The sequence below is a fragment of the Aeromicrobium senzhongii genome (genome assembly GCF_014334735.1).
Taxonomy (GTDB): domain Bacteria; phylum Actinomycetota; class Actinomycetes; order Propionibacteriales; family Nocardioidaceae; genus Aeromicrobium; species Aeromicrobium senzhongii.
Map to the genome: position 1 here is coordinate 1,080,361 of NZ_CP060587.1, position 23,008 is coordinate 1,103,368.

17 protein-coding genes are annotated in these 23,008 nt (G+C 69.9%); 8 read left to right on the forward strand and 9 right to left on the reverse strand.

The window, feature by feature from the left end:
* Positions 1 to 852 carry a 3-methyl-2-oxobutanoate hydroxymethyltransferase gene (gene panB, locus H9L21_RS05510; protein WP_154595348.1) on the reverse strand — a complete coding sequence of 284 codons (852 nt, stop codon included), beginning with the start codon at positions 850 to 852 and terminating at the stop codon, positions 1 to 3.
* 83 nt (positions 853 to 935) lie between these two features.
* On the opposite strand from panB, the gene H9L21_RS05515 reads away from it, so the two are divergent.
* On the forward strand, positions 936 to 2,630 hold the full coding sequence (locus tag H9L21_RS05515) for a hypothetical protein (protein ID WP_154595347.1): 1,695 nt from the start codon (positions 936 to 938) through the stop codon (positions 2,628 to 2,630).
* Positions 2,631 to 2,645: 15 nt separating this feature from the next.
* Here H9L21_RS05515 and H9L21_RS05520 read toward each other — a convergent pair whose 3' ends face one another.
* On the reverse strand, positions 2,646 to 4,397 hold the full coding sequence (locus H9L21_RS05520; protein WP_187411823.1) for an NAD+ synthase: 1,752 nt from the start codon (positions 4,395 to 4,397) through the stop codon (positions 2,646 to 2,648).
* A 170-nt stretch (positions 4,398 to 4,567) separates the two neighbouring features.
* Between H9L21_RS05520 and H9L21_RS05525 the strand changes: the two genes are divergently transcribed.
* The 3 genes from H9L21_RS05525 to H9L21_RS05535 are packed head-to-tail and all read left to right on the forward strand — an operon-like array spanning position 4,568 to position 9,752.
* Positions 4,568 to 5,905, forward strand: coding sequence for a glutamine synthetase family protein (locus tag H9L21_RS05525; protein ID WP_154595345.1), 1,338 nt, complete (start codon positions 4,568 to 4,570; stop codon positions 5,903 to 5,905).
* Between the two features lie 8 nt (positions 5,906 to 5,913).
* The gene (locus tag H9L21_RS05530) at positions 5,914 to 8,805 is read left to right on the forward strand and encodes a bifunctional [glutamine synthetase] adenylyltransferase/[glutamine synthetase]-adenylyl-L-tyrosine phosphorylase (RefSeq protein WP_255467350.1); all 2,892 of its coding nucleotides are present in this window, start codon (positions 5,914 to 5,916) and stop codon (positions 8,803 to 8,805) included.
* A 47-nt stretch (positions 8,806 to 8,852) separates the two neighbouring features.
* Complete coding sequence (locus H9L21_RS05535; RefSeq protein WP_154595344.1) at positions 8,853 to 9,752, forward strand: DUF3152 domain-containing protein; 900 nt, start codon at positions 8,853 to 8,855, stop codon at positions 9,750 to 9,752.
* A gap of 31 nt (positions 9,753 to 9,783) precedes the next feature.
* Here H9L21_RS05535 and H9L21_RS05540 read toward each other — a convergent pair whose 3' ends face one another.
* The 4 genes from H9L21_RS05540 to H9L21_RS05555 form a co-directional block, all read right to left on the reverse strand.
* Complete coding sequence (locus tag H9L21_RS05540) at positions 9,784 to 10,332, reverse strand: hypothetical protein (RefSeq protein ID WP_154595343.1); 549 nt, start codon at positions 10,330 to 10,332, stop codon at positions 9,784 to 9,786.
* Between the two features lie 94 nt (positions 10,333 to 10,426).
* Complete coding sequence (locus H9L21_RS05545; RefSeq protein ID WP_187411825.1) at positions 10,427 to 11,842, reverse strand: DUF6801 domain-containing protein; 1,416 nt, start codon at positions 11,840 to 11,842, stop codon at positions 10,427 to 10,429.
* 357 nt (positions 11,843 to 12,199) lie between these two features.
* Positions 12,200 to 13,477, reverse strand: a complete 1,278-nt coding sequence (locus H9L21_RS05550; RefSeq protein WP_154595341.1) for a fatty acid desaturase family protein — start codon at positions 13,475 to 13,477, stop codon at positions 12,200 to 12,202.
* 10 nt (positions 13,478 to 13,487) lie between these two features.
* Positions 13,488 to 14,579, reverse strand: a complete 1,092-nt coding sequence (locus H9L21_RS05555) for a ferredoxin reductase (protein ID WP_154595340.1) — start codon at positions 14,577 to 14,579, stop codon at positions 13,488 to 13,490.
* A gap of 161 nt (positions 14,580 to 14,740) precedes the next feature.
* On the opposite strand from H9L21_RS05555, the gene H9L21_RS05560 reads away from it, so the two are divergent.
* The 3 genes from H9L21_RS05560 (at position 14,741) to H9L21_RS05570 (ending at position 17,962) form a co-directional block, all read left to right on the forward strand.
* Positions 14,741 to 15,367 (forward strand): TetR family transcriptional regulator, encoded by a 627-nt coding sequence (locus H9L21_RS05560; RefSeq protein ID WP_187411826.1) that lies wholly within the window; start codon positions 14,741 to 14,743, stop codon positions 15,365 to 15,367.
* 117 nt (positions 15,368 to 15,484) lie between these two features.
* A complete protein-coding gene (locus tag H9L21_RS05565) occupies positions 15,485 to 16,111 on the forward strand; it encodes a GTP pyrophosphokinase (protein WP_255467352.1) in 627 nt (208 codons plus the stop codon).
* Between the two features lie 54 nt (positions 16,112 to 16,165).
* Positions 16,166 to 17,962, forward strand: a complete 1,797-nt coding sequence (locus H9L21_RS05570; RefSeq protein WP_154595338.1) for an acyl-CoA dehydrogenase — start codon at positions 16,166 to 16,168, stop codon at positions 17,960 to 17,962.
* Between the two features lie 40 nt (positions 17,963 to 18,002).
* Here the strand turns inward: H9L21_RS05570 and H9L21_RS05575 are convergent, their stop codons facing one another.
* The gene (locus H9L21_RS05575; RefSeq protein WP_154595337.1) at positions 18,003 to 18,611 is read right to left on the reverse strand and encodes a TetR/AcrR family transcriptional regulator; all 609 of its coding nucleotides are present in this window, start codon (positions 18,609 to 18,611) and stop codon (positions 18,003 to 18,005) included.
* A 394-nt stretch (positions 18,612 to 19,005) separates the two neighbouring features.
* Here H9L21_RS05575 and H9L21_RS05580 point away from each other — a divergent pair, with 394 nt between their 5' ends.
* Positions 19,006 to 20,718 (forward strand): AMP-binding protein, encoded by a 1,713-nt coding sequence (locus H9L21_RS05580; protein WP_154595336.1) that lies wholly within the window; start codon positions 19,006 to 19,008, stop codon positions 20,716 to 20,718.
* Positions 20,719 to 20,809: 91 nt separating this feature from the next.
* Here the strand turns inward: H9L21_RS05580 and H9L21_RS05585 are convergent, their stop codons facing one another.
* Together H9L21_RS05585 and H9L21_RS05590 are read right to left on the reverse strand one after the other, a co-directional pair.
* Complete coding sequence (locus H9L21_RS05585) at positions 20,810 to 21,340, reverse strand: hypothetical protein (protein WP_154595335.1); 531 nt, start codon at positions 21,338 to 21,340, stop codon at positions 20,810 to 20,812.
* A gap of 29 nt (positions 21,341 to 21,369) precedes the next feature.
* On the reverse strand, positions 21,370 to 22,845 hold the full coding sequence (locus H9L21_RS05590; RefSeq protein ID WP_154595334.1) for a carbohydrate-binding domain-containing protein: 1,476 nt from the start codon (positions 22,843 to 22,845) through the stop codon (positions 21,370 to 21,372).
* Between the last annotated feature and the right edge of the window lie 163 nt (positions 22,846 to 23,008).

Here is a 23,008-nt window from a genome sequence, read left to right on the forward strand (position 1 = left end):
TCAGCTCTCGAAGACGTGCTCGGGGCCGGGGAAGGTCCCGTCGGCGACCTCGCTCTGGAACTGGTCGACGGCGCCGGCGATGATGCCGCGCAGATCGGCGTACTGCTTGACGAAGCGCGGCGCCTTGCCCGACCGCAGGCCCAGCATGTCCTGCCACACCAGCACCTGGGCGTCACAGTCCGCGCCGGCGCCGATGCCGATCGTGGGGATGTGCAGCGTGGCGGTGATCTCGGCGGCGACAGGCGCCGGGACCATCTCCATCACGACGCTGAAGGCTCCGGCGTCCTGGACGGCCAGGGCGTCGTCGATGAGCTTCTGGCGGGCGTCGCCGCGACCCTGGACCCGGTAGCCGCCGAGGTTGTGCTCGGACTGGGGCGTGAAGCCGATGTGCGCCATCACCGGGATGCCGCCCTCGGTGAGCTTGCGGATCTGGGGGGCCATCTCGGCGCCGCCCTCGAGCTTGACCGCGTGCGCCAGACCCTCCTTCATGAACCGGACGCCGGTGTCGTAGGCCTGCTCGGGCGAGCGCTGGTAGGAGCCGAAGGGCAGGTCGGCGACGACCAAGGCGCGCCGGACCGAGCGCGTGACGCCCTTCGTGAGGGCGAGCATCTCGTCCACCGTGATCGGCAGGGACGACTCGTAGCCGTACACGTTGTTGGCGGCGGAGTCGCCGATGAACACGACCGGGACACCGGCCTCGTCGAAGATCTGCGCGGTGTACTGGTCGTAGCTGGTGAGCATCACCCACTTGTGGCCCTCGGACTTCCACTTCGCGAGGTGGTGGGTGCGGACCTTGCGCACGTCGGGCGAGGTCGTCGGACGGGAACCGTAGGGTGCGGGCTCTTCAGTCATGGCGATCACAGTAGTCCCCGGCACGTGTCGCGAACGGCCCGTAGACTGCCGAGGTCCTCGACCCCGTCCCGCGCAAGGAACCCGTGCCGACCTCGCCCGCCTCGATCCGCACCCGGATCGGCCGCCGCCTCGCCGTACGAGAACATCTCTGGTTCTGGACGGTCTTCGCCGTCCTGCTGCTGCCGATCGCCTGGTGGTTCGTCTCGCGCCTCGGCGAGGGCTGGCTGCCCCAGGGTGACGACGCGATGATCGCCATCCGGGCCCACGACGCGTGGACCGGACACTGGCCCCTGGTCGGCATGCGCTCGACCAGCGACCAGACGGTCGACGGGGTGTTCGCGTACCACCCCGGGCCGCTGGAGTTCTACGTGATCGGCCTGCCGTACCTGCTCTCCAGCTGGCACGTGTGGGGCCTGCTGCTCGGCTGCGCCCTCGTGCTGGCGGCGTTCGTCGGCGTCACGCTGTGGTCGGGCTACCGTGCCGCCGGCCGGCCCGGGCTGCTCGTCATGGCCGGTGCCACGATCACGCTCTACGGACTGTTCGGCTCGGTGCTGGTGCTGCCGTGGAACCCGTGGCCGACCGTCTTCGGCCTGCTGGCGAGCCTCGCGGTCGCCTGGCGGATGCTGTTGGGTCACCGAGGGCTGTGGCCGTTGTTCATGGTGTGCGTCAGCTGGACGGGCCAGGCGCACCTGGGCGTCACGCCGGTCGTGGGCCTGCTGGGCGTGTGGATGCTCGCGCTGACCCTCCGGCGGTGGTGGCGCGGCTACCGCAGCGCACCGGGCGCTGTCAGCAAGACCCTGATGGTGACACTCGTGTGCTGGGCGGGTCCGATGATCGAGGTGGTGACCTATTCACCCAACAACATCGGCGAGATCCTGGCGCTGACCACCGCCGAGAAGACCGAGGACACGGCGCGGGGCCAGGCATGGGTCCACCTCAGCCAGATGATGTTCCCGTGGACACGCCGGTGGCGTGACGCGGGCGAGGCCACCTGGCCCGCCCTCGTGCTGCTGGCGGTCGCCGTCCTGGCCGTGGCGTGGCGGTGGCGCGACCGCCGTCTCCGTCGCCGGATCGATCCGGACGTCGACGCCGCGACCAGCGCCGTCGTCGTGGGGCTCTTCGCCCTCGTCGCGTGCTTCTGGGCCGGGACGCGCACCGGAGGCGACCTGCGCATCGTCTACCTGGACTTCACGATGGCCGGGCCCGTGTTCTTCACGGCCGCGGTCGCGCTGTGGGGCTTCCACCGCGCCCGGCTGACGCTGCAGGAGCGCGGCGAGACGCCTGCGCGCCTGCAGCAGTGGGGCCGCTTCGCCGCGGCGGCTGCGCTGGTCCTGCCGGCGGTGGGGGCCACCAGTGGCTGGGCCTCGGTCCGGACCTTCGTCGAGGCGGGCAACGAGGTCAACACCGAGCAGGCCCGGCTCGTGCTCGACGAACTGGTGCCCGTCCTGCAGAAGTGGCCGTACGCCGACCTGCCGGTCCAGCTCGAGGGCATGGGCTTCACGGCCTGGGGCAGCGTCGGACCGGCGGTGTCCCACGAGCTCATCGTCGAAGGACGTGACGTCTACTACGAGTCCTGGTGGCCCAAGTCCGCCGACGACGACCACCGCCGGCCGCGCGACATCGACGGCCAGCGGGTCGTGGTGCGATTCGAGGAGCGCGCGGGCGACACCGGCTGGGCCGATCCGCAGGAGCCGGCCGACGAGACGTTCACCTACCCGCTGCTGACCGACGAGGGCGACGGCGAGATCCGCGTCCTGGTGTCGGTCCGCGACGAGTGAGCTCCGCCCGCCGGCTCAGAGCTGCTCGCGCCAGCGGCTCGTGATCGGCACCCGCCGGTCGCGGCCGAAGTTGCGCTTGCTGATCTTCGGGCCCGGCGGGTACTGGCGACGCTTGTACTCCGCCCGGTCGACCAGGGTGACGACCTTCTCGACGATCTCGGCGTCGAATCCCTCGGCGACGACCTCGGCCGAGCTGAGGTCGCGCTCGACGTAGGCGTCGAGGATCCCGTCCAGCACGGGGTAGGGCGGCAGGCTGTCGGAGTCGCGCTGGCCCGGTCGCAGCTCGGCCGACGGCTCCTTCGAGATCGTGTTCGGCGGGATCGGGGGCGTCTCGCCCCGGGACTCGGCCCACGCGTTGCGCCACTTCGCCAGCTCCCACACGATCGTCTTGGGCACGTCCTTGATCGGGGCGTATCCACCGACCGCGTCGCCGTAGATCGTCGAGTAGCCGGTTGCCAGCTCGGACTTGTTGCCGCACGCCAGCACCAGATGGTTCTCGGCGTTCGACAGTCCCATCCAGATGACGGCGCGGATGCGGGCCTGCAGGTTCTCCTCGGCGATGCCCTCGAGGTGCAGCGCGTCCTGGTAGGCGTCGAAGATCGGGGCGATCGGGATCGTGCGCAGGTCCAGGCCGGTGCGCTGGGCCTGGTCGGCGGCGTCGGAGCGCGAGTGCTCGGTGGACCACTCGCTGGGGTTGGAGACGCCGAAGACGCGGTCCGGTCCCAGGGCGTCGCAGGCGAGGGCCGCGACGAGGGTGGAGTCGATGCCGCCGGACATGCCGAACAGGACCGAGCGGAAGCCGTTCTTCTCGACGTAGTCGCGCAGGCCCAGGACGATCGCCTGCCAACGCTCGCCCAGGTCGTCCCACCGCTCGGCCACCGAGGGCGCGGCGGGCTCGTAGGCCGGCAGCGGCTCCTGACTGATGATCGTGCGCTCGACCAGCAGCCCTTCGAAGCGGGTGCCCGGCTCCGGCATGGCTGCCGTGGCGGCCGGCAGGTCGAGGTCCACGACCAGCAGCTCGGTCTGGAACTGCGCGGCGCGGGCGACGAGCTCGCCACGGGTGTCGACGACCAGCGAGTCGCCGTCGAAGACCAGCTCGTCCTGTCCGCCGACGAGGTTGGCGTACGCCAGGGCGCACTCGCCCTCGACGGCGCGCCGGGCGCACAGCTCGAGGCGCTCGTCGTCCTTGGCGGCCTCGTACGGCGAGCCGTTCAGCACGACCAGCAGGCCGGCCTCGGCGGCCTTCGCGGCCCGGGAGGGGCCCTCCTGCCAGATGTCCTCGCAGATCGCGATCGCGATGTCGACGCCGTGCACCTGGACGATCTGCAGCCGCTCACCGGACACGAAGTGGCGGAACTCGTCGAAGACGCCGTAGTTGGGCAGGTGGTGCTTGTCGTAGCGGGCGACGACCGCGCCGTCGTGGATGATCGAGGCGGCGTTGACCGGTGCGTTCTTCGGGACGCCGAGGCGGTCGGGGATGTCCCGGGCGCGATCGAGATGGCCGACGATCACGACGAGGTCCTGCAGACCCTCCTGGACGAGCTGCTCGCTCAGGGACGCGACGGCGGCCTGCGAGCGCTCGATGAAGGAGCGACGGTAGGCGAGGTCCTCGATCGGATAGCCGGTCAGCGCCATCTCGGGTGTGACGAGCACGTGCGCCCCGGCAGCGTGCGCCTCACGCGCCTGCTGCAGGACGATCTCGAGGTTGCCGGCGACGTCTCCGACGACGGGGTTGACCTGGGCTAGGGCGAGACGAAGTTGAGGCACGGCACCCAGCGTAGGACGTGCCCGTGGGGCGGGCTGGGTGACGGTTTACCACGGTGCCATGGGAAGTTGGCGCCTCCCCAGGGAAACTTCCCTGGGGAGGCGCGGGTTTACCACGGGACCGTGGTAAACCGCGCCCACGAGCGACCGGGACCGGGCCCTACACTGACCGCATGAGTAAGCAGGAGGACTTCGTCCTACGCGCGATCGAGGAGCGGGACGTCCGCTTCGTCCGGCTGTGGTTCACCGACGTGCTCGGATCGTTGAAGTCGGTGGCCATCGCCCCGACCGAGCTCGAGGGCGCGTTCGAGGAGGGCATCGGCTTCGACGGCTCGGCCATCGAGGGCTTCGCCCGGGTGCACGAGGCCGACATGCTGGCCAAGCCCGACCCGACGTCGTTCCAGATCCTGCCGTGGCGCGGCGAGACCCCGGCGACCGCGCGGATGTTCTGCGACATCGCGATGCCTGACGGCAGCCCTTCGTACGCCGACCCCCGGTACGTGCTCAAGCGCGCGCTGGCCAAGGCGTCGGACGCGGGCTTCACCTTCTACACGCACCCCGAGATCGAGTTCTTCGTCTTCAAGAACAAGCCCGACCCCGGCACCCGCCCGGTCGCGGTCGACGACAGCGGCTACTTCGACCACACGGCCCAGGGCGCCAGCCAGGACTTCCGCCGCGAGGTCATCTCGATGCTCGAGGCGATGGGCATCTCGGTCGAGTTCAGCCACCACGAGGGCGGTCCCGGCCAGCAGGAGATCGACCTGCGGTACGCCGACGCCCTGTCGATGGCCGACAACATCATGACGTTCCGCACGATCGTGCGTGAGGTCGCGCTGAGTCAGGGCAAGTGGGCGTCGTTCATGCCCAAGCCGTTCACCGACCACCCGGGCTCGGGCATGCACACGCACGTCTCGCTGTTCGAGGGCGACGAGAACGTCTTCTACGAGGCCGGCGCCAAGTACCAGCTCAGCAAGACCGGGCGCGCGTTCATCGCCGGCATCTTGCACCACACGCCCGAGATCACGGCCGTGACGAACCAGTGGGTCAACTCCTACAAGCGTCTGGCGTGGGGCGGCGAGGCGCCGAACTACGTCTGCTGGGGCCACAACAACCGCTCGGCCCTCGTGCGGGTCCCGATGTACAAGCCGCACAAGTCCGGGTCGGCCCGCGTCGAGCTGCGCGCCCCCGACTCGGCCTGCAACCCGTACCTGGCGTACGCGCTGATCCTGGCCGCGGGCCTCAAGGGCATCGAGAACGACTACCCGCTGCCGCCCGAGGCCGAGGACGACGTGTGGTCGCTGAGCGAGAACGAGCGACGCGCGATGGGCATCTCGCCGCTGCCGCGCAACCTCGACGAGGCGATCCGCACGATGGAGACCAGCGAGCTGGTCGCCGAGACGCTCGGTGAGCACGTGTTCGACTTCTTCCTGCGCAACAAGCGAGCCGAGTGGCAGGACTACCGCTCGCAGGTGACGCAGTTCGAGATCGACCGTCTCATGCCGGTCCTCTAGGCGTCGCCGTGTCCCGATCGCGGTTCGCCGACCCGGAGTCCGCCCGGGCCAACCTGGCCCGGTTGGGCGAGGTCTCTGTGGACTTCGTCGACCAGATCTCTGCCGTCGCCGATCCCGACACCGCGCTGGCGTCCCTCGTGGCGCTGGCCGAGACCGACGACGGCCGCGGGGTCATCGAGGCGCTGGACGACGACCCCGTGCTGCGTCAGCGGGTCATGGTGGTGCTCGGCACGAGTCGCGCCATCGGCGACTTCTGGCGGCGCCACCCCCAGTACGTGATGGACCTCGTCGGCGAGAACCTGCTCGAGCGCCCGGCGACCGAGCCGGAGTACCGCGACTGGCTCACCGACGCCACGGACCCGGACACGCTGCGGGTGCGGTACCACCGCGAGCTCGCGGCCATCGCCGCGCGCGACCTGAACGCGCACACGACGTTCGCGCAGTCGTCGGCCGAGCTGTCGGACCTGGCGGTGGCCACGCTCGAGGCGGCCCTGCGGATCGCGGTGGCCAACGAGCCCGAGGCCGACCTGGTGCGGCTCGCGGTCATCGCGATGGGCAAGACCGGCGGCCACGAGCTGAACTACGTCAGCGACGTGGATGTGATCTTCGTGCACGAGCCGACCGAGGGCGCCGACGACCACCGCGCCACGGCCGTTGCGGCACGCCTGGCCTCGGCGATCATCAAGATCTGCGGTGAGCACACCGCCGAGGGCACCATCTGGGAGGTCGACCCGAACCTGCGGCCCGAGGGCAAGCAGGGTCCGTTGTCACGCACCCTGGCCAGCCACATCGCCTACTACGACCGGTGGGCGGTCACCTGGGAGTTCCAGGCGCTGCTCAAGGCCCGGTACGCCGCGGGCGACCGCGAGCTGGCCGACGAGTACCTCGCGGCGTTGCAGCCCTTGGTGTGGAAGGCCGCCGAGCGCGAGAACTTCGTGCCCGAGGTGCGACGGATGCGCCGGCGCGTCATCGAGAACATCCCGGCGGCGCACCGCGACCGTCAGCTCAAGCTCGGCAGCGGCGGTCTGCGCGACGTCGAGTTCGCGGTCCAGCTGCTGCAGCTGGTGCACGGTCGCGTCGACGAGCAGATCCGCAGCCCCAACACGCTGGAGGCGCTCAGCGCGCTGACCGAGCGCGGATACGTCGGGTGGCGCGACGGTTCGGCGCTGGAGGAGTCGTACGAGTTCCTGCGCGCACTCGAACACCGCTTGCAGCTCTTCCGCCTGCGGCGCACACACCTCGTGCCCGAGGACCCCGACGACCTGCGCCGCATCGGCCGCAGCATGGGATTCACCACGAACCCGGCCGAGAACCTCGTCAAGGAGTGGCAGGCGCACCGGCGGATCGTCAGCCGGCTGCACGAGAAGATCTTCTACCGTCCGTTGCTCGAGGCGGTCGCCTCGCTGCCCGAGGATCGGTTGCGGCTCAGCACGCAGGCCGCCGAGGACCGGCTCGCCGCCCTCGGCTTCAGCGATCCCCGCGGCGCCATGGCGCACATCAGTGCCCTGTCCTCGGGAGTCACGCGCCGCGCGGTGATCCAGCGCTCGCTGCTGCCGGCGATGCTCAGCTGGTTCGCCGAGTCGCCCCAGCCCGACGCGGCGCTGCTGGCCTTCCGGCAGATCTCCGAGGAGCTCGGCGACTCGCCCTGGTACCTGCGCAAGCTGCGCGACGAGGGCACCGGCGCCCAGCAGTTCGCCCAGATGCTGTCCTCCAGCACCTACGTCACCGACCTCATCCGCCGGGCGCCCGACGCCGTGGCGCTGCTCGGTGACGACGATGCCCTGGTCCCGCGCGAGCTGGAACGTCTCGACACCGAGATGACGCTGGCGGCCAGGCGACACCCGATCCCCGAGGGCGCGGTGCGCGCGATCCGGCGCATCCGGCGCCGCGAGCTGTGCCGCGTGGCGATGTCCGACGTGCTGGGCCGGCTGGACATCACCGAGGTCGGCGAGGCACTGACCTCGATCAACACCGCCACGATCGCCGCCACATTGCGCACGGCGGAGTTGGCGTGGTCCATCGAGCACGACCGGCCGGTGCCGACGCGCAACGCGATCATCCTCATGGGGCGTCTCGGCGGCCACGAGGCGGGCTACGGCTCCGACGCCGACGTCATGTTCGTGCACGACCCGATCGCGGGCGCCGATGTCGACGAGGCCAAGGCGTGCGCCCTGTGGGTTGCGCAGCTGATTCGCAAGATGCTCGGCGAGGCCGGTGCCGACCCCGCGCTCGAGATCGACGCCGGACTGCGGCCCGAGGGCAAGAACGGCCCGCTCGTGCGGACCTTCGACGCCTACGCGGCCTACTACGCGAAGTGGTCCGACACCTGGGAGGCGCAGGCTCTGCTGCGTGCCGAGGCGGCCGTCGGCGACCCGGAGCTCTGCGAGCGCTTCACGGCCCTGATCGATCCGCTGCGCTATCCCGAGGACGGCCTGTCGACCACCCAGGAGCGTGAGATCCGGCGGATCAAGGCGCGGGTCGACTCCGAGCGGCTGCCGCGAGGCGCCAATCCGAACACGCACCTGAAGCTGGGGCGCGGTGGACTGGCCGATGTCGAGTGGACGATCCAGCTGCTGCAGATGCAGCACGCCCATCGCGTGCCGGCGCTGCGCACGACCCGCACCCTCGCCGCGCTGGAGGCCGCCGCCGAGGCCGGCCTGTTGTCGACCGAGGACGCGCAGGCGCTCATCGAGTCGTGGCGCCTCGTCGCACGGATCCGCAACGGCGTCGTCCTGTGGCGGGCCAAGCCGGCCGAGTCGATGGTCGAGACGGCCACCGACCGGGCCGGCCTGGCCCATCTGCTGGGCATCGGCCAGGACCACACCGAGGAGATGGTGAACGACTACATGCGCATCACGCGGCGTGCGCGTCAGGTCGTCGAGCGCGTCTTCTACGAGTGACGGCTCGAGCCGAGGGGGAGCGGCCGGCCGGGGGTTAGCCTGAGCACATGCTCTCCCGGTTGCTCCCCGTCCTGCTGACGGCGGGTCTGCTCTCGGCGGTTCCCGCGGTCGCCTCCGCCGAGCCCGCCCCCACCACGCCACCTCCGGCCGTGGTCCCGACCGCGGCGCCCGCGCCCCAGCGCATCGTGATGACGGAGCGCCCCCGGGTGAAGGGCACGGCACGCTTCGGCCGGACGCTGCAGCGGAGCGTGGGGCGCTACTCGGTCGGCGGCCTGCGGTTCCGGACCCAGTGGCTGCGCAATGGCAAGGCGATCAAGGGCGCCACTCGCGCCTCCTACAAGCCCCGGGTCCGCGACGTCGGGCACACGATCGCGGTCCGGGTGACGGTGAGCCGTCCCGGATACACCACCATCGCGCCGCGGTCGCCGCGCAGGACGGTCAAGCACGTGCGCGACGTGCGCAAGACCGTGAAGTACTCGGTCAAGACGAACGGCAAGATGACCACGAGCGTCCCGGCCTTCCGGCGTCAGGTCCAGCAGATCCTGGACGACCCCCGCGGCTGGCGGGCCGGCGGCATCGCCTTCAAGCGGGTCAAGTCCGGCGGCTCGATGACGATCGTGCTCTCGCAGGCCTCGCGGGTGCCCTCGTACTCCAGCGGGTGCTCGTCGACGTGGAGCTGCCGGGTCGGCCGCCACGTCATCATCAACCAGGAGCGCTGGAAGCACGCCTCGCCGGCCTGGAACAAGTCCAGGAGCACCACGCTGCTGGGCTACCGGCACATGGTCGTGAACCACGAGGTCGGTCACTGGCTCGGCTGGAATCACGCGTCGTGTGGTGGCAAGGGCAAGAAGGCGCCGGTGATGATGCAGCAGTCGAAGGGCCGCAACGGGTGCACGTTCAACCCCTGGCCGAAGCCCTCCGAACGGAACGTGCCCCGGTACCGCTAGGGCACCGGGGCACGAACGCGCGTGGACGAGATCAGCTCATGATCGAGGTGCAGGTCTCGTTGCTCTCGAACGCCTTCTTCAGCTCGGCGTTGCTCGCGCTGAGCTCAGCCAGCGGGCCCGCGTAGCTCGAGGACTCCGCCAGGGACTCGCCGACCTGCAGCAGGCTGGCCTGCATCTCCTCGGCGTTCTTGGGATCGGCCTTCTTCAGGCGCACGATGACGCCCTGGAGCATCCGTGAGCCGTCCGAGACCGACTTCTTGGCCTTCTCGTAGGTGGCGGCGTCGACCTCCGGGGGAGCGCCGGCGTCGTTCAGGACCTCGGCCTGCGAGTCGAGGCGGTCGCGCAGGGTGCGCAGGAACTCGACGATCTCCTTCTTGGACTCGGCGGTGTTGGTGGCCGAGTCGGTGGCCGGGGGCGAGATGGCGGCGGTCGTCGGCTCCAGCGCCTCGCACAGCGACTGGGCCCACTTCTCCTGCGGCGTCGCCTGGGGCTTCGGGTCCTCATCGGAGCTGCCCGTGCACCCGCTGAGTGCCAGACCGAGAGCCGCCAGGGCCAACGTGGCCCGGGTCGTCCTGTTCATGGTGTGCCTTTCGGTGTGTGCGGAACGGAGGGAGGGCCCCGCCGCAGAAGCGGCGGGACCCTCCCCGGTGTTCAGTTGTTGATCATGCCGTGCGTCAGGACGCGGGCGTCGCCAGCGTGGCGGTGATCTTGTTGCCCGGACCGGACGCGAAGATCGACAGCACGTCGTTCAGCAGGCCACAACCCTGGAGCTTGGCGATGGAGTAGGTACCCTCCACCGAGCCGCCCCGGGTCGGGCTGAAGCGCCCGACCGACTTGAGCGGGATCGTCGAGGGGCTCGACGCCTTGCACTTGTCGCCGCCACCGATCTTCAGACCGAAGGACTTGACCGACGTGATGTAGATGTCGGTCTTCGCCGTGGCGGTCAGGATGCCCGTGGTCGTGTCGATGCCGCCGGTCGTCTTGCCGACCGACTTGAACGCCAGGTCGGCGTCGACCGGCAGGAAGCCCAGGGCCTTCAGCTTGGCCTTGGTCTTGTCCAGGGTCAGGTCAGCGGTGAACGTGCTGCTGACCAGGTCGAAGTCGGCATCGATCTTGCCCGACAGCGGCGCGGTGCCGTTGCCCGCCTTGATCGTGGTGCTGCCCTTCAGGTTGAAGAGCACGTCGATGACGTCGGCCGTCGGCTCCGTGGTCGGCTCCGTGGTCGGCTCGGTGGTCGGCTCCGTGGTCGGCTCCGTGGTCGGCTCGGTCGTCGGCTCCGTGGTCGGCTCGGTCGTCGGCTCGGTCGTCGGCTCCGTGGTCGGCTCCGTGGTCGGCTCGGTCGTCGGCTCCGTGGTCGGCTCCGTGGTCGGCTCGGTCGTCGGCTCCGTGGTCGGCTCGGTCGTCGGCTCGGTCGTCGGCTCCGTGGTCGGCTCCGTGGTCGGCTCGGTCGTCGGCTCCGTGGTCGGCTCCGTGGTCGGCTCCGTGGTCGGCTCCGTGGTCGGCTCCGTGGTCGGCTCCTCGACCGGCGTGACGCCGATCGAACCGAGCGTCAGGTCCTCGCCGGTCTTGACGGTGCAGGCGAGGGTGGCCGGGACCTGATCATCGGGTTCGGGGAATGCCGTGAAGATGGTCGCGGTGACGTTGAACGAGGTCGGCAGGCCGACGGCGATCGTGTCGACCGCGTAGTCCGGGACCGTGATCTCCGGCACCGTGCCGGCGGCGGGGATCGTCCAGGGCGCATCCACTTCCTGCGGGATGTCGAGCCGCGGCGACGTGAGGCTGGGGATCGGCACCGTCTGGGTCTGGCCGCCCGTGGTCAGGGTGACCACGGAGTTGGTCGAGCCACCGGACGCAGCGACGCCGCCGACGATGTCGACGGTGGAGCTGCGGAGCACCTCGGGCATGTTCAGCGTGATGGTGACAGGCGTGGGGGGGATCTTGTCGCCGGGGCTGACGGTGTCGGGGACCGTGGTCTGGGCGCGGACGCCGACCTCGCGGTTGCCCAGGTTCAGGCTGCCCGCCCGGACGACACACATGTACTTGACGGTCCTGTCCAGGTCAGCGGCGTTGGCGGCGCTGCTGGTGATCACTGTGAGGGTTCCCGCGCTGAGGGCTGCAACTGCCCCTGTCGCCAGGACCCTTCCGATTGTTGTCATCTTCTTCACAGGGTGTCCTTCTATGGGAGTTGGGCCGACTCCGCTGAGGGCGCGAGAGGTGCTCTCGGGAGAGTTGGCTGTGACAGACACCACACAACTTAGGGCGCAGGTTACGAAAGTGCAACCGCCTGTTACAAGTCAGTGTTCACTCCGGAAACAGCGGTCACCAGCCCTGCGTGAGCCCCCCTGGGCCCGGCGGCGTACACGCCGAAACGCACCGAATCCCTAGGGGGACTCGGTGCGTTTCGCGGGTGTTGTGTCGATCAGGGCACACTGCCCGGATCGTGGGACTCAGGCGGCCTGGTGGGCCTTCATCGCCTCACGCTTGGCCCGGCGCAGGGCCTTCGACTCCGGCGAGCGACCGACCTTGTACGGGTCGGACGGCTTCTTGGAGTAGATCGCCAGCTGACGCACGACGCTCGCGAGCTGCTTGGACAGCCGGCCTTCGTTGTAGCGCAGGCCGTACTTCTCGACGAGACGCTGCACGTCGACCTTGACCTCGCTGTAGCGGCGGGCCGGGATGTCGGGGAACAGGTGGTGCTCGATCTGGTGGCTGAGGTTGCCCGTCAAGACGTGGAACGGCTTCGAGCCGGAGATGTTGGCCGAGCCGAGCAGCTGGCGCAGGTACCACTGGCCGCGGGTCTCGTTCTGGGCGTCCTCCTCCTGGAAGGTCTCGGCACCGGCCGGGAAGTGGCCGCAGAAGATGACCAGGAAGGTCCAGATGTTGCGCACCAGGTTGGCGACGAAGTTGGCGCCGAGCACGGCCACCGGGGCCCACCAGCCGACGAACGGGATCGCGGCGCAGGCGATGACCGGGTAGACGACGTAGTCCTTGAACAGCTGGCGGCGGACCTTGACGTACGCGCGCTTCTTGCGAGCCTGGAACTCCTCCTTGCTCATCTTGCCGCCGAGGTACTCGTCGAGCTCGATGCCGTGGTACATCACGCCCCACTCGAAGAACAGCATCAGCATGAACGACAACGGCAGGTTGAACCGGTGGTTCGGGTACCAGGGCTGGTCGGGGTCGATCCGCAGCAGGCCGTAGCCGATGTCGCGGTCCATGCCGTGGATGTTCGTGTACGTGTGGTGGATGAAGTTGTGGCCGTGCTTCCAGTCCTGCGCGGGGGCCACGTTGTCCCACTCGTAGCGCTTGCCATCGATCATCGGGTCGTTCATCCAGTCGTACTGACCGTGCATGATGTTGTGCCCGATCTCCATGTTCTCGATGATCTTCGAGAGCGACAGGAACACGACGCCGGCGATGAAGGCCGGCGGGAAGATCGGCAGGAAGATGCCGATGCGGCCCAGGACCTCGAACCACTTCTGCAGGCGGATGACGCGGCGGATGTAGTCGGCGTCCTTCTGGCCCAGGTCGTCGAGGACGCGCTGGCGCACGGCGTCGAGCTCGCGCCCGAACTCCTCGAGCTCCTCGTACGTCATGTACTCGAGCCCGATGGTGGACTTGCGATTCGGGTCGTAGGTGTCGACCAGGGGCACGGGAGCCTGGTTGTGCTCCGATGCGCTCAATCGCTCGATCGGTGCGTGCTTGGCGCGCTTCAACAGGGGCATCTGTTTCTCCTCACAGATCGACCGCGACGTCGCCCACGGGGACGTTGACGCAGACCTTGATGGTTTCGTCGGTGTCGGCACAGACCTCACCGCTGATGACGTGACGCACTGCGCCATGGAGCTTCTTGACCGCGCAGGTGTTGCACACACCCATGCGGCAGCCGTACGTGGGGGACAGTCCGGCGGCCTCGGCCTGCTCGAGGATCGTGGTGCCGGAGTTGGGGGCGGCGACGCCGCTGGCCTCGAACGTGACGCTGCCGGTCGCGTCCGCGGCGTCCAGGTCGACCGAGGGAACCTTGAAGTACTCGGCCGTCAGCTGGTCCTGGGCGCCGAGATCCTCGTACAGGTCTCGAACCGTCGCGATGAGACCGGCGGGTCCGCAGACCCAGGTCGGCGTGGTCAGCGGGTCGATGCCCAGGTGGCGCAGGTGGTCGAGGGTGATGCGGCCGACGAGGTCGGCACCCGGCTCGGGGTCGCGCGTGTAGACACGCACCATGTCGACGAAGGGCAGCTCGCCCAGGGCGTCCAGCTCGGTGGAGAACATCTCGTCCTCGCGCGAGCGCGCATAGTGCAGGAAGGTGACGTGGCCGGTGTGGCCACGGTCGGCCAGCGTGCGCAGCATGCTCATGACCGGGGTGATGCCCGAGCCGCCGCTGATCAGCAGCATGTCGCCGGGCACCTGCTTCGGGAGCACGAAGTCGCCGGAGGCGGGGGACAGGTAGACGACGGTGCCGGGCTTGAGGTGGCCGGCGTGCAGGAACTGCGAGACGTAACCGTCGGGATGGGCCTTGACCGAGACGCTGAAGAGTCCGTCCTTGCGCTCGGCGGAGCTCGACACGCTGAACACGCGCACGCGGCGCGTGCCGTCGACCTCGACGCCGAATTCGACGTGCTGGCCCGGGACGAATCCGGTCCAGGCGCCGTTGGGGCGCATCACCACGGTGCTGGCGGCGCCGGTCTCGCGGATGACCTCCACGACGCGGCCCCGCACGGCCTGGACCGTGAGCATGGGGTGGACGAGGGTCAGGTACTCGTCGGGGTGGTGCGGGGACGTCACCTTGGCGACGGCCGGGGAGGCCAGGGCCCTGCGGATCAGTCCCATGGAGCTCCTGTCGGGTGGGGCGACGTCGCGTGAGCGAAATCAGTGAACATCTGTTCACCCAAGAATGTCAGGTGAAGCAACCTGTGGTCAACAGGACAGGCCGTGTCGTGGAACACGTGTTCACCGAACCGAGGGCCGACCGTACGGCCTAGGCTGGGACCGTGTCCGAAGCCGTCAGTGCGCGTCAGCAACAGAAGGAGCGCACCCGTGCGGCTCTCCTGGATGCTGCGCTCGAGCTCAGCAGTGAGCAGGGTTTCGCCCAGACCAGCCTGCGGCAGGTCGCGAAGCGTGCGGGGGTCGTCCCCGCGGCGTTCTACCGGCACTTCGCCTCGATGGACGAGTTGGGCCTGGCCCTGGTCGAGCGGTGCTTCGGCACGCTGCGCACCATGATCCGCGACGCCTCGCGCGACCCCCAGGTCTTCCTGCAGATCATCGACGCGGCCGCCGAGATCCTGGTCGACGCGGTCAAGCAGAACAAGGCCGACTTCGCGTTCGTGGCTCGCGAGCGCGTCGGTGGGTCCGAGGTCGTGCGGCGCGCGATCGGCCACGAGCTGGACCTGTTCGTCTCCGAGCTGGCCGTCGTGCTGGCGCGGCTGCCCAACATCGAGACGTGGAGCGCCGACGACGTGCAGATGGTGTCGCGGCTCTTCGTGCGCAACATGGTGGCGAACGCCGAGGAGGTCGTCGAGATGCCCGAGGGGCGTCCTGACCTCGAGGAGCGCATCCGCGAGGGTGCCCGGCGCCAGATGCGGCTCATCGTGCTCGGCTTCGAGGACTGGCGCAGCTGACACGCGCAGGGCGATCACCGGCCGGTGGACACAATGGACACCATGACGAATTCCGGGGCGTCCGACTCAGTTGACCTCGGGGTCCTTCGCCAGCTGGCGGGGAGCCCTCACGGGCCGGTGGAGTTCCGGCACCGCCTGCGCGAGGCGCAGCGGCAGATCTCGGGATTCCTGATGGAGTACAAGTTCGCCCTCGACGAGATCGAGACGAAGATCTCGATCCTGCGCGAGGAGTTCGAGCTGGCCCACGAGTACAGCCCGATCGAGCACGTGAAGTCGCGTCTCAAGACCCTCCAGAGCCTCGTGGACAAGGTGGACCGCCTCGACTGTCCCCGCGACCTGCCCACGATCCGCGAGCGGATCCGCGACATCGCCGGCATCCGGGTGTCGTGCGTCTTCGTCGAGGACACCTACCGCTTCGCCAAGATGCTCTCGCAGCAGCACGACCTCACGGTCCTGGAGACCAAGGACTACATCGCCCGTCCGAAGCCGAACGGCTACCGGAGCCTGCACCTGATCGTCGAGGTGCCGGTCTTCCTCTCCGATCGCACGGTGCACGTCCCGGTCGAGGTGCAGGTCCGCACGATCGCGATGGACTTCTGGGCCAGCGTCGAGCACCAGATCTACTACAAGTACCGCACCGACGTGCCCGGCGAGCTGAGCGCCAAACTGGCCGAGGTCGCCGCGACCGCCGCTGATCTGGATTCACAGATGGGACGCCTGCGCGAGGAGATCGGCTCCCTGTAGTGATGTGGGATCCGTTACAGTCTGACTAAGCAAGCGCTTAGTCAGGAGAATCCCATGTCCGTGGTGCTGTCCCGTCGAGACGTCGACTTCCTGCTGTTCGAGTGGCTGGACGCGGTCGATCTGACCACGCGCGAGCGGTACTGCGAGCACTCCCGCGAGACCTTCGACGCCGTCATCGACCTGGCCGAGGCCATCGCCACCGAGCGGTTCGCCCCCATCAACCGGCTGCTGGACACGCACGAGCCGTTCGTGGGCGAGGACGGCAAGGTCGTCCTGCCGGCCGAGCTCGCCGACGCGCTGCGCGTCTACGCGCGGTCGGGGATGCCGGCCGCGACGTTCGACGCCGAGGTCGGCGGCATGCAGCTGCCATTCACCGTCGGGCAGGGTGCGTTCGCCTTCCTGCAGGCGGCGAGCGCGGCTGCGGCGTCGTACCCGTTCCTGTCCACGGGCAACGCCAACTTGCTGGTCGCCCATGGCTCCGCCGAGCAGGTCGAGCGGTATGCGCTCCCGGTGATCGAGGGCCGTTGGTACGGCACGATGGCCCTCTCGGAGCCCCAGGCCGGGTCGTCGCTCGGCGACATCACCACGCGCGCGGTGCGCCAGCCCGACGGCACGTACCGCTTGTTCGGGACCAAGATGTGGATCTCGGGCGGCGACCACGAGCTGAGCGAGAACATCGTGCACCTGGTCCTGGCGAAGGTCGAGGGAGCGCCCCCGGGCGTCAAGGGGATCTCGCTGTTCATCGTGCCCAAGTACCTGGTCGAGGCGGACGGGTCGCTCGGTGAGCGCAACGACGTCGCCCTGGTCGGCCTCAACCACAAGATGGGTTGGCGCGGCACCACCAACACGCTGCTGAACTTCGGCGAGGGCCTCGCGACCCCGGGCGGCGTGGCGGGTGCGGTCGGCGACATCGTCGGCGAGGAGGGCCAAGGTCTGGCCCAGATGTTCCACATGATGAACGAGGCGCGCATCTCGGTCGGCATGGGCGCGGTCGCGCTGGGCTACACCGGGTACCTCCACTCGCTCGAGTACGCCAAGCAGCGCACGCAGGGGCGCGTGGCCGGCGCCAAGGACCCGGCACTGCCGCAGGTGCCGTTGGTCGAGCACGCCGACGTGCGACGGATGCTGCTGGCCCAGAAGTCGTACGTCGAGGGCGGCCTCGGCCTGCTGCTCTACTGCGCGCGACTCATCGACGAGCAGGTCAGCGCGACGGACGACGCCGCACGCGACCGGGCGCGCGAGCTGCTGGAGGTGCTCACGCCGATCGCCAAGTCCTGGCCCTCGCAGTGGTGCCTCGCCGCGAACGACCTGGCGATCCAGGTGCACGGCGGCTCGGGCTACACCCGCGACTACGCGGTCGAGCAGTTCTACCGCGACAACCGGCTGAACCCCATCCACGAGGGCACCCACGGCATCCAGAGTCTGGACCTCCTCGGCCGCAAGGTCGTCGCGGGCGGTGGCGCGGCCCTGGGCACGCTGGTCGGGACGATCAAGGCGACGACGGCCCGTGCTGCCGAGGGCGACGAGACGGTGGCGGCGTACGCGGCGCAGCTGGACGCGCGGGTGGACCGGCTCGTCGAGGTGACCGGCGCGCTGTGGGCCGGGGGTGACCCGGCCGTCGCGCTGGCGAACTCGGCGGTCTACCTGGAGGCGGCCGGCCATGTCGTGATGGCGTGGATCTGGCTCGAGCAGCTGCTCGCGGTCGGTGACCGCACGGACGCCTTCTACGACGGCAAGCGGGCCGCCGGCCGGTACTTCTTCGCGTTCGAGCTGCCGAAGGTCGATCCGCAGTTCGACCTGCTCGCGTCGCTGGACCGCACGGTGCTGGATCTGGATCCCGCGGTGCTCTGAGCGCTGCGGTTCCGGGGGACCGACGCGACCGGCGCGTCGCTCAGCCAGCGGTCCCGCGCGACGACGGATCGATCTCGGCGGCGAGGCTGAGGCCGCCGATCGTGATCGCGGTGAGCGCCGCGACGGCGGTGTCGGCATCGACCTCGACGCCCCGGAAGTGGGCGTCCATCGCGACGCCCCAGCACATGCCGACGCACATCGGGGTGGTGAGCTTCGGGTCCAGGGTCTGCGACCACACGGTGTCGGCAGCGGCGGTCTGGGCGGCGATCGCGTCCATGTACGGCGCGATGCGGCGCAGGTAGAAGTCCTGGCCGTTGGCGCGGTCGCTGAACAGGACCACGTGGAAGACCTCGAGGTAGTCGGTGAAGACGCCCAGCAGCGCCCGGTAGAACGCATCGATCATGTCGGGAACGCCCGGAACGGGCGTGCTGACCAGTCGGGTGCGCATCAACTGGTCGAGCGGCTCGACGATCGCCTCCTCGAACAGCTGCTCCTTGGAGTCGAAGTAGCGGTAGAGCAGGGCGACGTTCACTCCGGCGCGATCGGCGATGTCGCTGACCCGGGCGCTCCCGGGTCCGACCCGCAGGAACTCCTCACGGGCAGCCTCGAGAAGTTGCTTGCGCCGCTCCTCGGCATGCAGTCGCGCCATGGTCCTTGCACCTCCTTCGGGGTGAGCCTAAGTCGCCGACGGCTCACTGCGTGGCTCATCCGTGCTGGAGGTACTGGTCACGCGGAACGACAGCCTCCCTGCAGAGTGATACGCCTGATCACTCTGCTTTTCAGGATCGCACGAGTGGGGCCTCTGGGCCTCCCAAAGAGTGGTGGCAGCTCAGCCCCGTGAGGCGCGCGCCCGCTCGGTCGCGGAGGCCCGGAGGAAACCCAGGTGTCCGACCTGCCGACCGGGCGCCGGCGCGAGCTGCAGTCGCTCTGTTATTCGCCGTCGGCCCACGGGACCTCGCCCCGGAGCGAACCGAGCGGCTCCTAGACTCGAAGGGTGACGTCGGGCCGCTCGGGTCCGACCTTCGAACGGCAAGGCAGGAACGATGTACGAGCACGGTGAGCGCCCCTGGTCCGTCCACTACGGCCCCGGCGTACCGACGCAGATCGACATCCCGGACGAGCCCATCACGGCGGGTCTGGAGCGTGCAGCGAAGAAGTGGCCCGACCGGATCGCCACCGACTTCCTCGGTGCCACCGCGACCTACGCCGAGACCGAGCAGGCGGTCCGCCGGGCCATGGTGGTGCTGCGCGACCTCGGCGTGAAGGCCGGCGACAGGGTGGCCCTGGTGCTGCCGAACAGCCCCAGCCACCTGGTCGCCTATCACGCCGCCCTCCGCCTGGGCGCGGTCGTCGTCGACCTGAATCCGACCTACACGCAGGCCGAGTTGACCCACCTCCTCGCCGACTGCGGCGCGACGTACGCGCTGGTGTGGCACAAGGCCGTCGAGACCGTCCTGGCCGCGCGTGGCCAGACCCGCGTCAAGGTCGTCAGCGTCGACATCAGCCGCGACCTGCCGACCTCGGCGCAGCTGTTGCTGAAACTGCCGGTCAAGGCGGCCCGCGAGAAGCGCGACGCGCTCCGGGGCACCGTCCCGGCGGACATCCTCGACTGGCACACCCTGGTGAAGAAGGCCCGCGGCGAGGTCGCGGCCGCCGAGGTGCATGGCGACGACCTGGCGCTGCTGCAGTACACCGGCGGCACGACGGGCACGCCGAAGGCCGCGATGTTGACGCACCGCAACCTGGTGGCCAACGTGGTGCACGGCCAGGCCTGGGTCTCGTTCCGCGAAGGAGAGGAGACCGTCTACGGCGTCCTGCCGTTCTTCCACGCCTTCGGTCTGACCTTCTGCCTGAACCTGCCCGGGTACATCGGGGCGACGCTCGTGATGTTCCCGAACTTCGATCCCGAGGCCGTGCTGGCCGCGTTCGACCGCCGCCCCGCGACGTTCATGGCCGGCGTCGCCCCGATGTTCGACCGGATCGCGCTGGCCGTCGAGAAGGCGAAGAACCCGCCCACGGAAGGGCTGCGCCAGGTGCGGCTCGGTTTCGCCGGCGCCATGCCGATCCCGGAATCGACCGTCGAGCGCTGGGAGGCCCTGACCGGAGGCCTGTTGATCGAGGGCTACGGGATGACCGAGTGCGCCCCGATCGCGCTGGGCAACCCGTGCAGCCCGGCGCGTCGCCCGGGCACGCTGGGGGTGCCGTTCCCCAACACGGACATGAAGATCGTCGACATCGACGACCACACCCGCGAGGTGACGCCCGATGAGCACGGGTACCGGCGCGGCGAGCTGCTCGTGCGCGGTCCGCAGGTGTTCTCGGGTTACCTGAACCGGCCCGAGGAGACCGCCCACCAGCTGCTCGAGGGCGGCTGGCTGCGCACCGGCGACGTCGTCGAGGTCGACGAGACCGGCTGGGTCACCCTGGTCGACCGCGTCAAGGAGATGATCATCGTCGGCGGGTTCAAGGTCTACCCGTCGAACGTCGAGGACCACCTGCGCCTCATGCCGGGCATCGCCGACGTGGCGGTCGTGGGCGTGCGCACGAGCGCCGGCGACGACCAGGTGCTGGCGGCCTTCGTGCTCGAGGAGGGCGCCGTCGCGCCGTCGCTCGAGCAGGTCCGCGCCCACGGCGAGACCCATCTCGCGCGCTACGCGCTGCCGCGCCGGGTCGAGATCCTCAAGGACCTGCCGCGCTCGCAGATCGGCAAGGTCATGCGCCGGCAGGTGCAGAAGCTCTTCACGCACGGGGACTGAACGCAGTCGGGCGGTCGCACCCACGCGACACGACGACGGGCGGCCCGCATGGTGCGGGCCGCCCGTCGTCGCGGTGCGGATGGGCCGGTCGTCAGAACTTCGCCGTGTCGTCCTGCTTCGGCGTGGCCGAGTCGCCGTCGGGCTGGCCGTCGCCGTTGTAGTCGGGTGACTGCTGGGACCGGTCACCGCGCTGGCCCTGGTCGGGCCGATCGCCCTGGCCCTGGTCGGGCCGCTCGCCCTGGCCCTGGTCGGGCCGCTCGCCCTGGCCCTGGTCCTGGTTCTGGCCCGGGCCGCCGGGGAACTGCCCGCGGTGGCCCTGCCCGGGCCCGCCGGGCATCTGCTCGCCGCCGTGCGGACCGCCCTGGCGGTCGAACTGCTGGGACATCTCGTGCCCGCCGCGCTCGGGTCCGTCATCGTCCCCGACCGCGTAGCCGGCGCCGAAGCCGACCGCAGCGAGGACCACGCCGCCGGCGACGGCGCCCGCGATGGTCGCCTTGCGGCCTCGGGGCAGGCGCTCGCGCCACGTCGAGCTGCGGGGCTCGGCCGGGGAGTCGGCGGGCGCGGGCGCGCTCTCGGCGGGGCTGGTGGGCTGGGGGGTGGTGGGGTTCTCGTTGGTGCTCATGTTGGTGGTGTTCCTCTCTGGGTGGGGGGTCAGTGGGCCGCGGATCCGGGGCCGCCCGCAGGGGCCTCCCCGGCCGTGGCCGTGGTCGTGTGCCCGGCCGCGGTGACGGTGTACGTCTGGCCGGTCGTGATCTGCGGCGATGAGTAGACGACTGCTGCGAGGTCCTTGCGGGCCGTGAAGGTGGCGACCTCATCACCCCTCGGGTCGGTGATGACGACCTTTTCGCCCGCTCTCACCGGGCGGTCGAGCGCCACGGCGATCCACGCCTGCTCCGACTCGCCGGACGGCGCGGTCAGCATGGTGGCGCTGCCGGTCGCGAGCAGGGTGCCGCCGGAGATCTCGAAGTCGCCGTTCACGTCCAGAGCGCCGTCCTCGCCGCTCGTGGGGCCGTGCACCGTGACGGTGCCTCCGGTGACCGTGAGGTCGCCGTTGGAGTCGATCCCGTCGCCACTGGACCAGACGTCGACGGTGCCGCCGTTGATGACGATGCGCAGGGAGTCGTCGGGCTCCATGGAGCCGGTGCCGCCGTGCTCGCTCGTCGACTCCTCGTCCGAGGACGAGGCGTTGACGGCGTCGTCGGCCGAGCGCAGGTCCAGGTCGCCGCCGTCGACGATGACGACGGAGCCCTCGACCGCCTCGGTCGATCCGGCGACGTCGACGGTGCCGCCGGAGACCAGAACCTGCACGCCCTTGAGGGCGTCGTCACGGGAGTCCACGCGGACGGAGCCGTCCTCGACCAGGACGAAGCCGGCGCCAGGATCCTCGGTGTTGTCGGACCTCAGCCCGTCGTCCACCGCGGTCACGCTGACGTCGGCGCCCGATGCGACGAGGTAGTCCTTGCCGATGATCCCGTCGTCGACGGCGTCGACCGAGATCGTGCCGCCGGCCAGGACCAGGCCGTCCTTGCTCACGATGCCGTTGTTGCTGCGGCCCTCGACGCTCAGGGAGCCGGTGCCCCCGATGGTCAGGTCGGCCGTCGAGAACAGGGCGCCGGTGGGGGCGTCGTCGGAGGTGTCGGCGTAGGTCGTGGCGTCCTCGAGCCGGTTCTGGCTGCCCTGCGCCAGCACGACCACGACCGAGTCCGCCTCGGCCACGTGCAGTGCGGCGGTGGTGCCGGAGGTGATCGAGGCGCCGTCCAGGAGGAGCCGCACGGCACCCTCGGCGTTGCTGTCGACGACGACCTGGCCGGTCAGGCTCCCGTGCAGCCGGTAGGTGCCCGGTGCGGAGATCGTGACGGTGCCGTCCTTCGCGGACACGTCGTCGCTGTCGGAGGAGGCGGTGGCGCCGGACAGGGTGACGTCCACGGCGTCGGCGGCGTCCTCGGAGGTGTCTCCGGTCTCGACGTCGACGTTGTCGGCCAGGGCCGCACGGACGGTTGTGGCGTCGGTGATCGTGGTCGGGTCGTGCGGGGCGTCGCCGGACGGCGTCTCGGACGCGCCGCAGCCGGCGATGAGCGCCAGCGACGCGGTCGCCACCAGGACGCTCCGCAACCTGTGAGTCTTCATGAGGGTCCTTTCGGGACGGGCTCGGTGCTTCGTTGTCTCGATCGTGCTGCGCCGACCTGTCGCCGTGATGGAGTCCAGATGTGAGCGGGCTGTGAGGGTCCCGGACGCCGTCGCGGGGGAGCTCCCGGCCGCTCACAGGCGGCTCACAGGCGGGTGGTGGTCC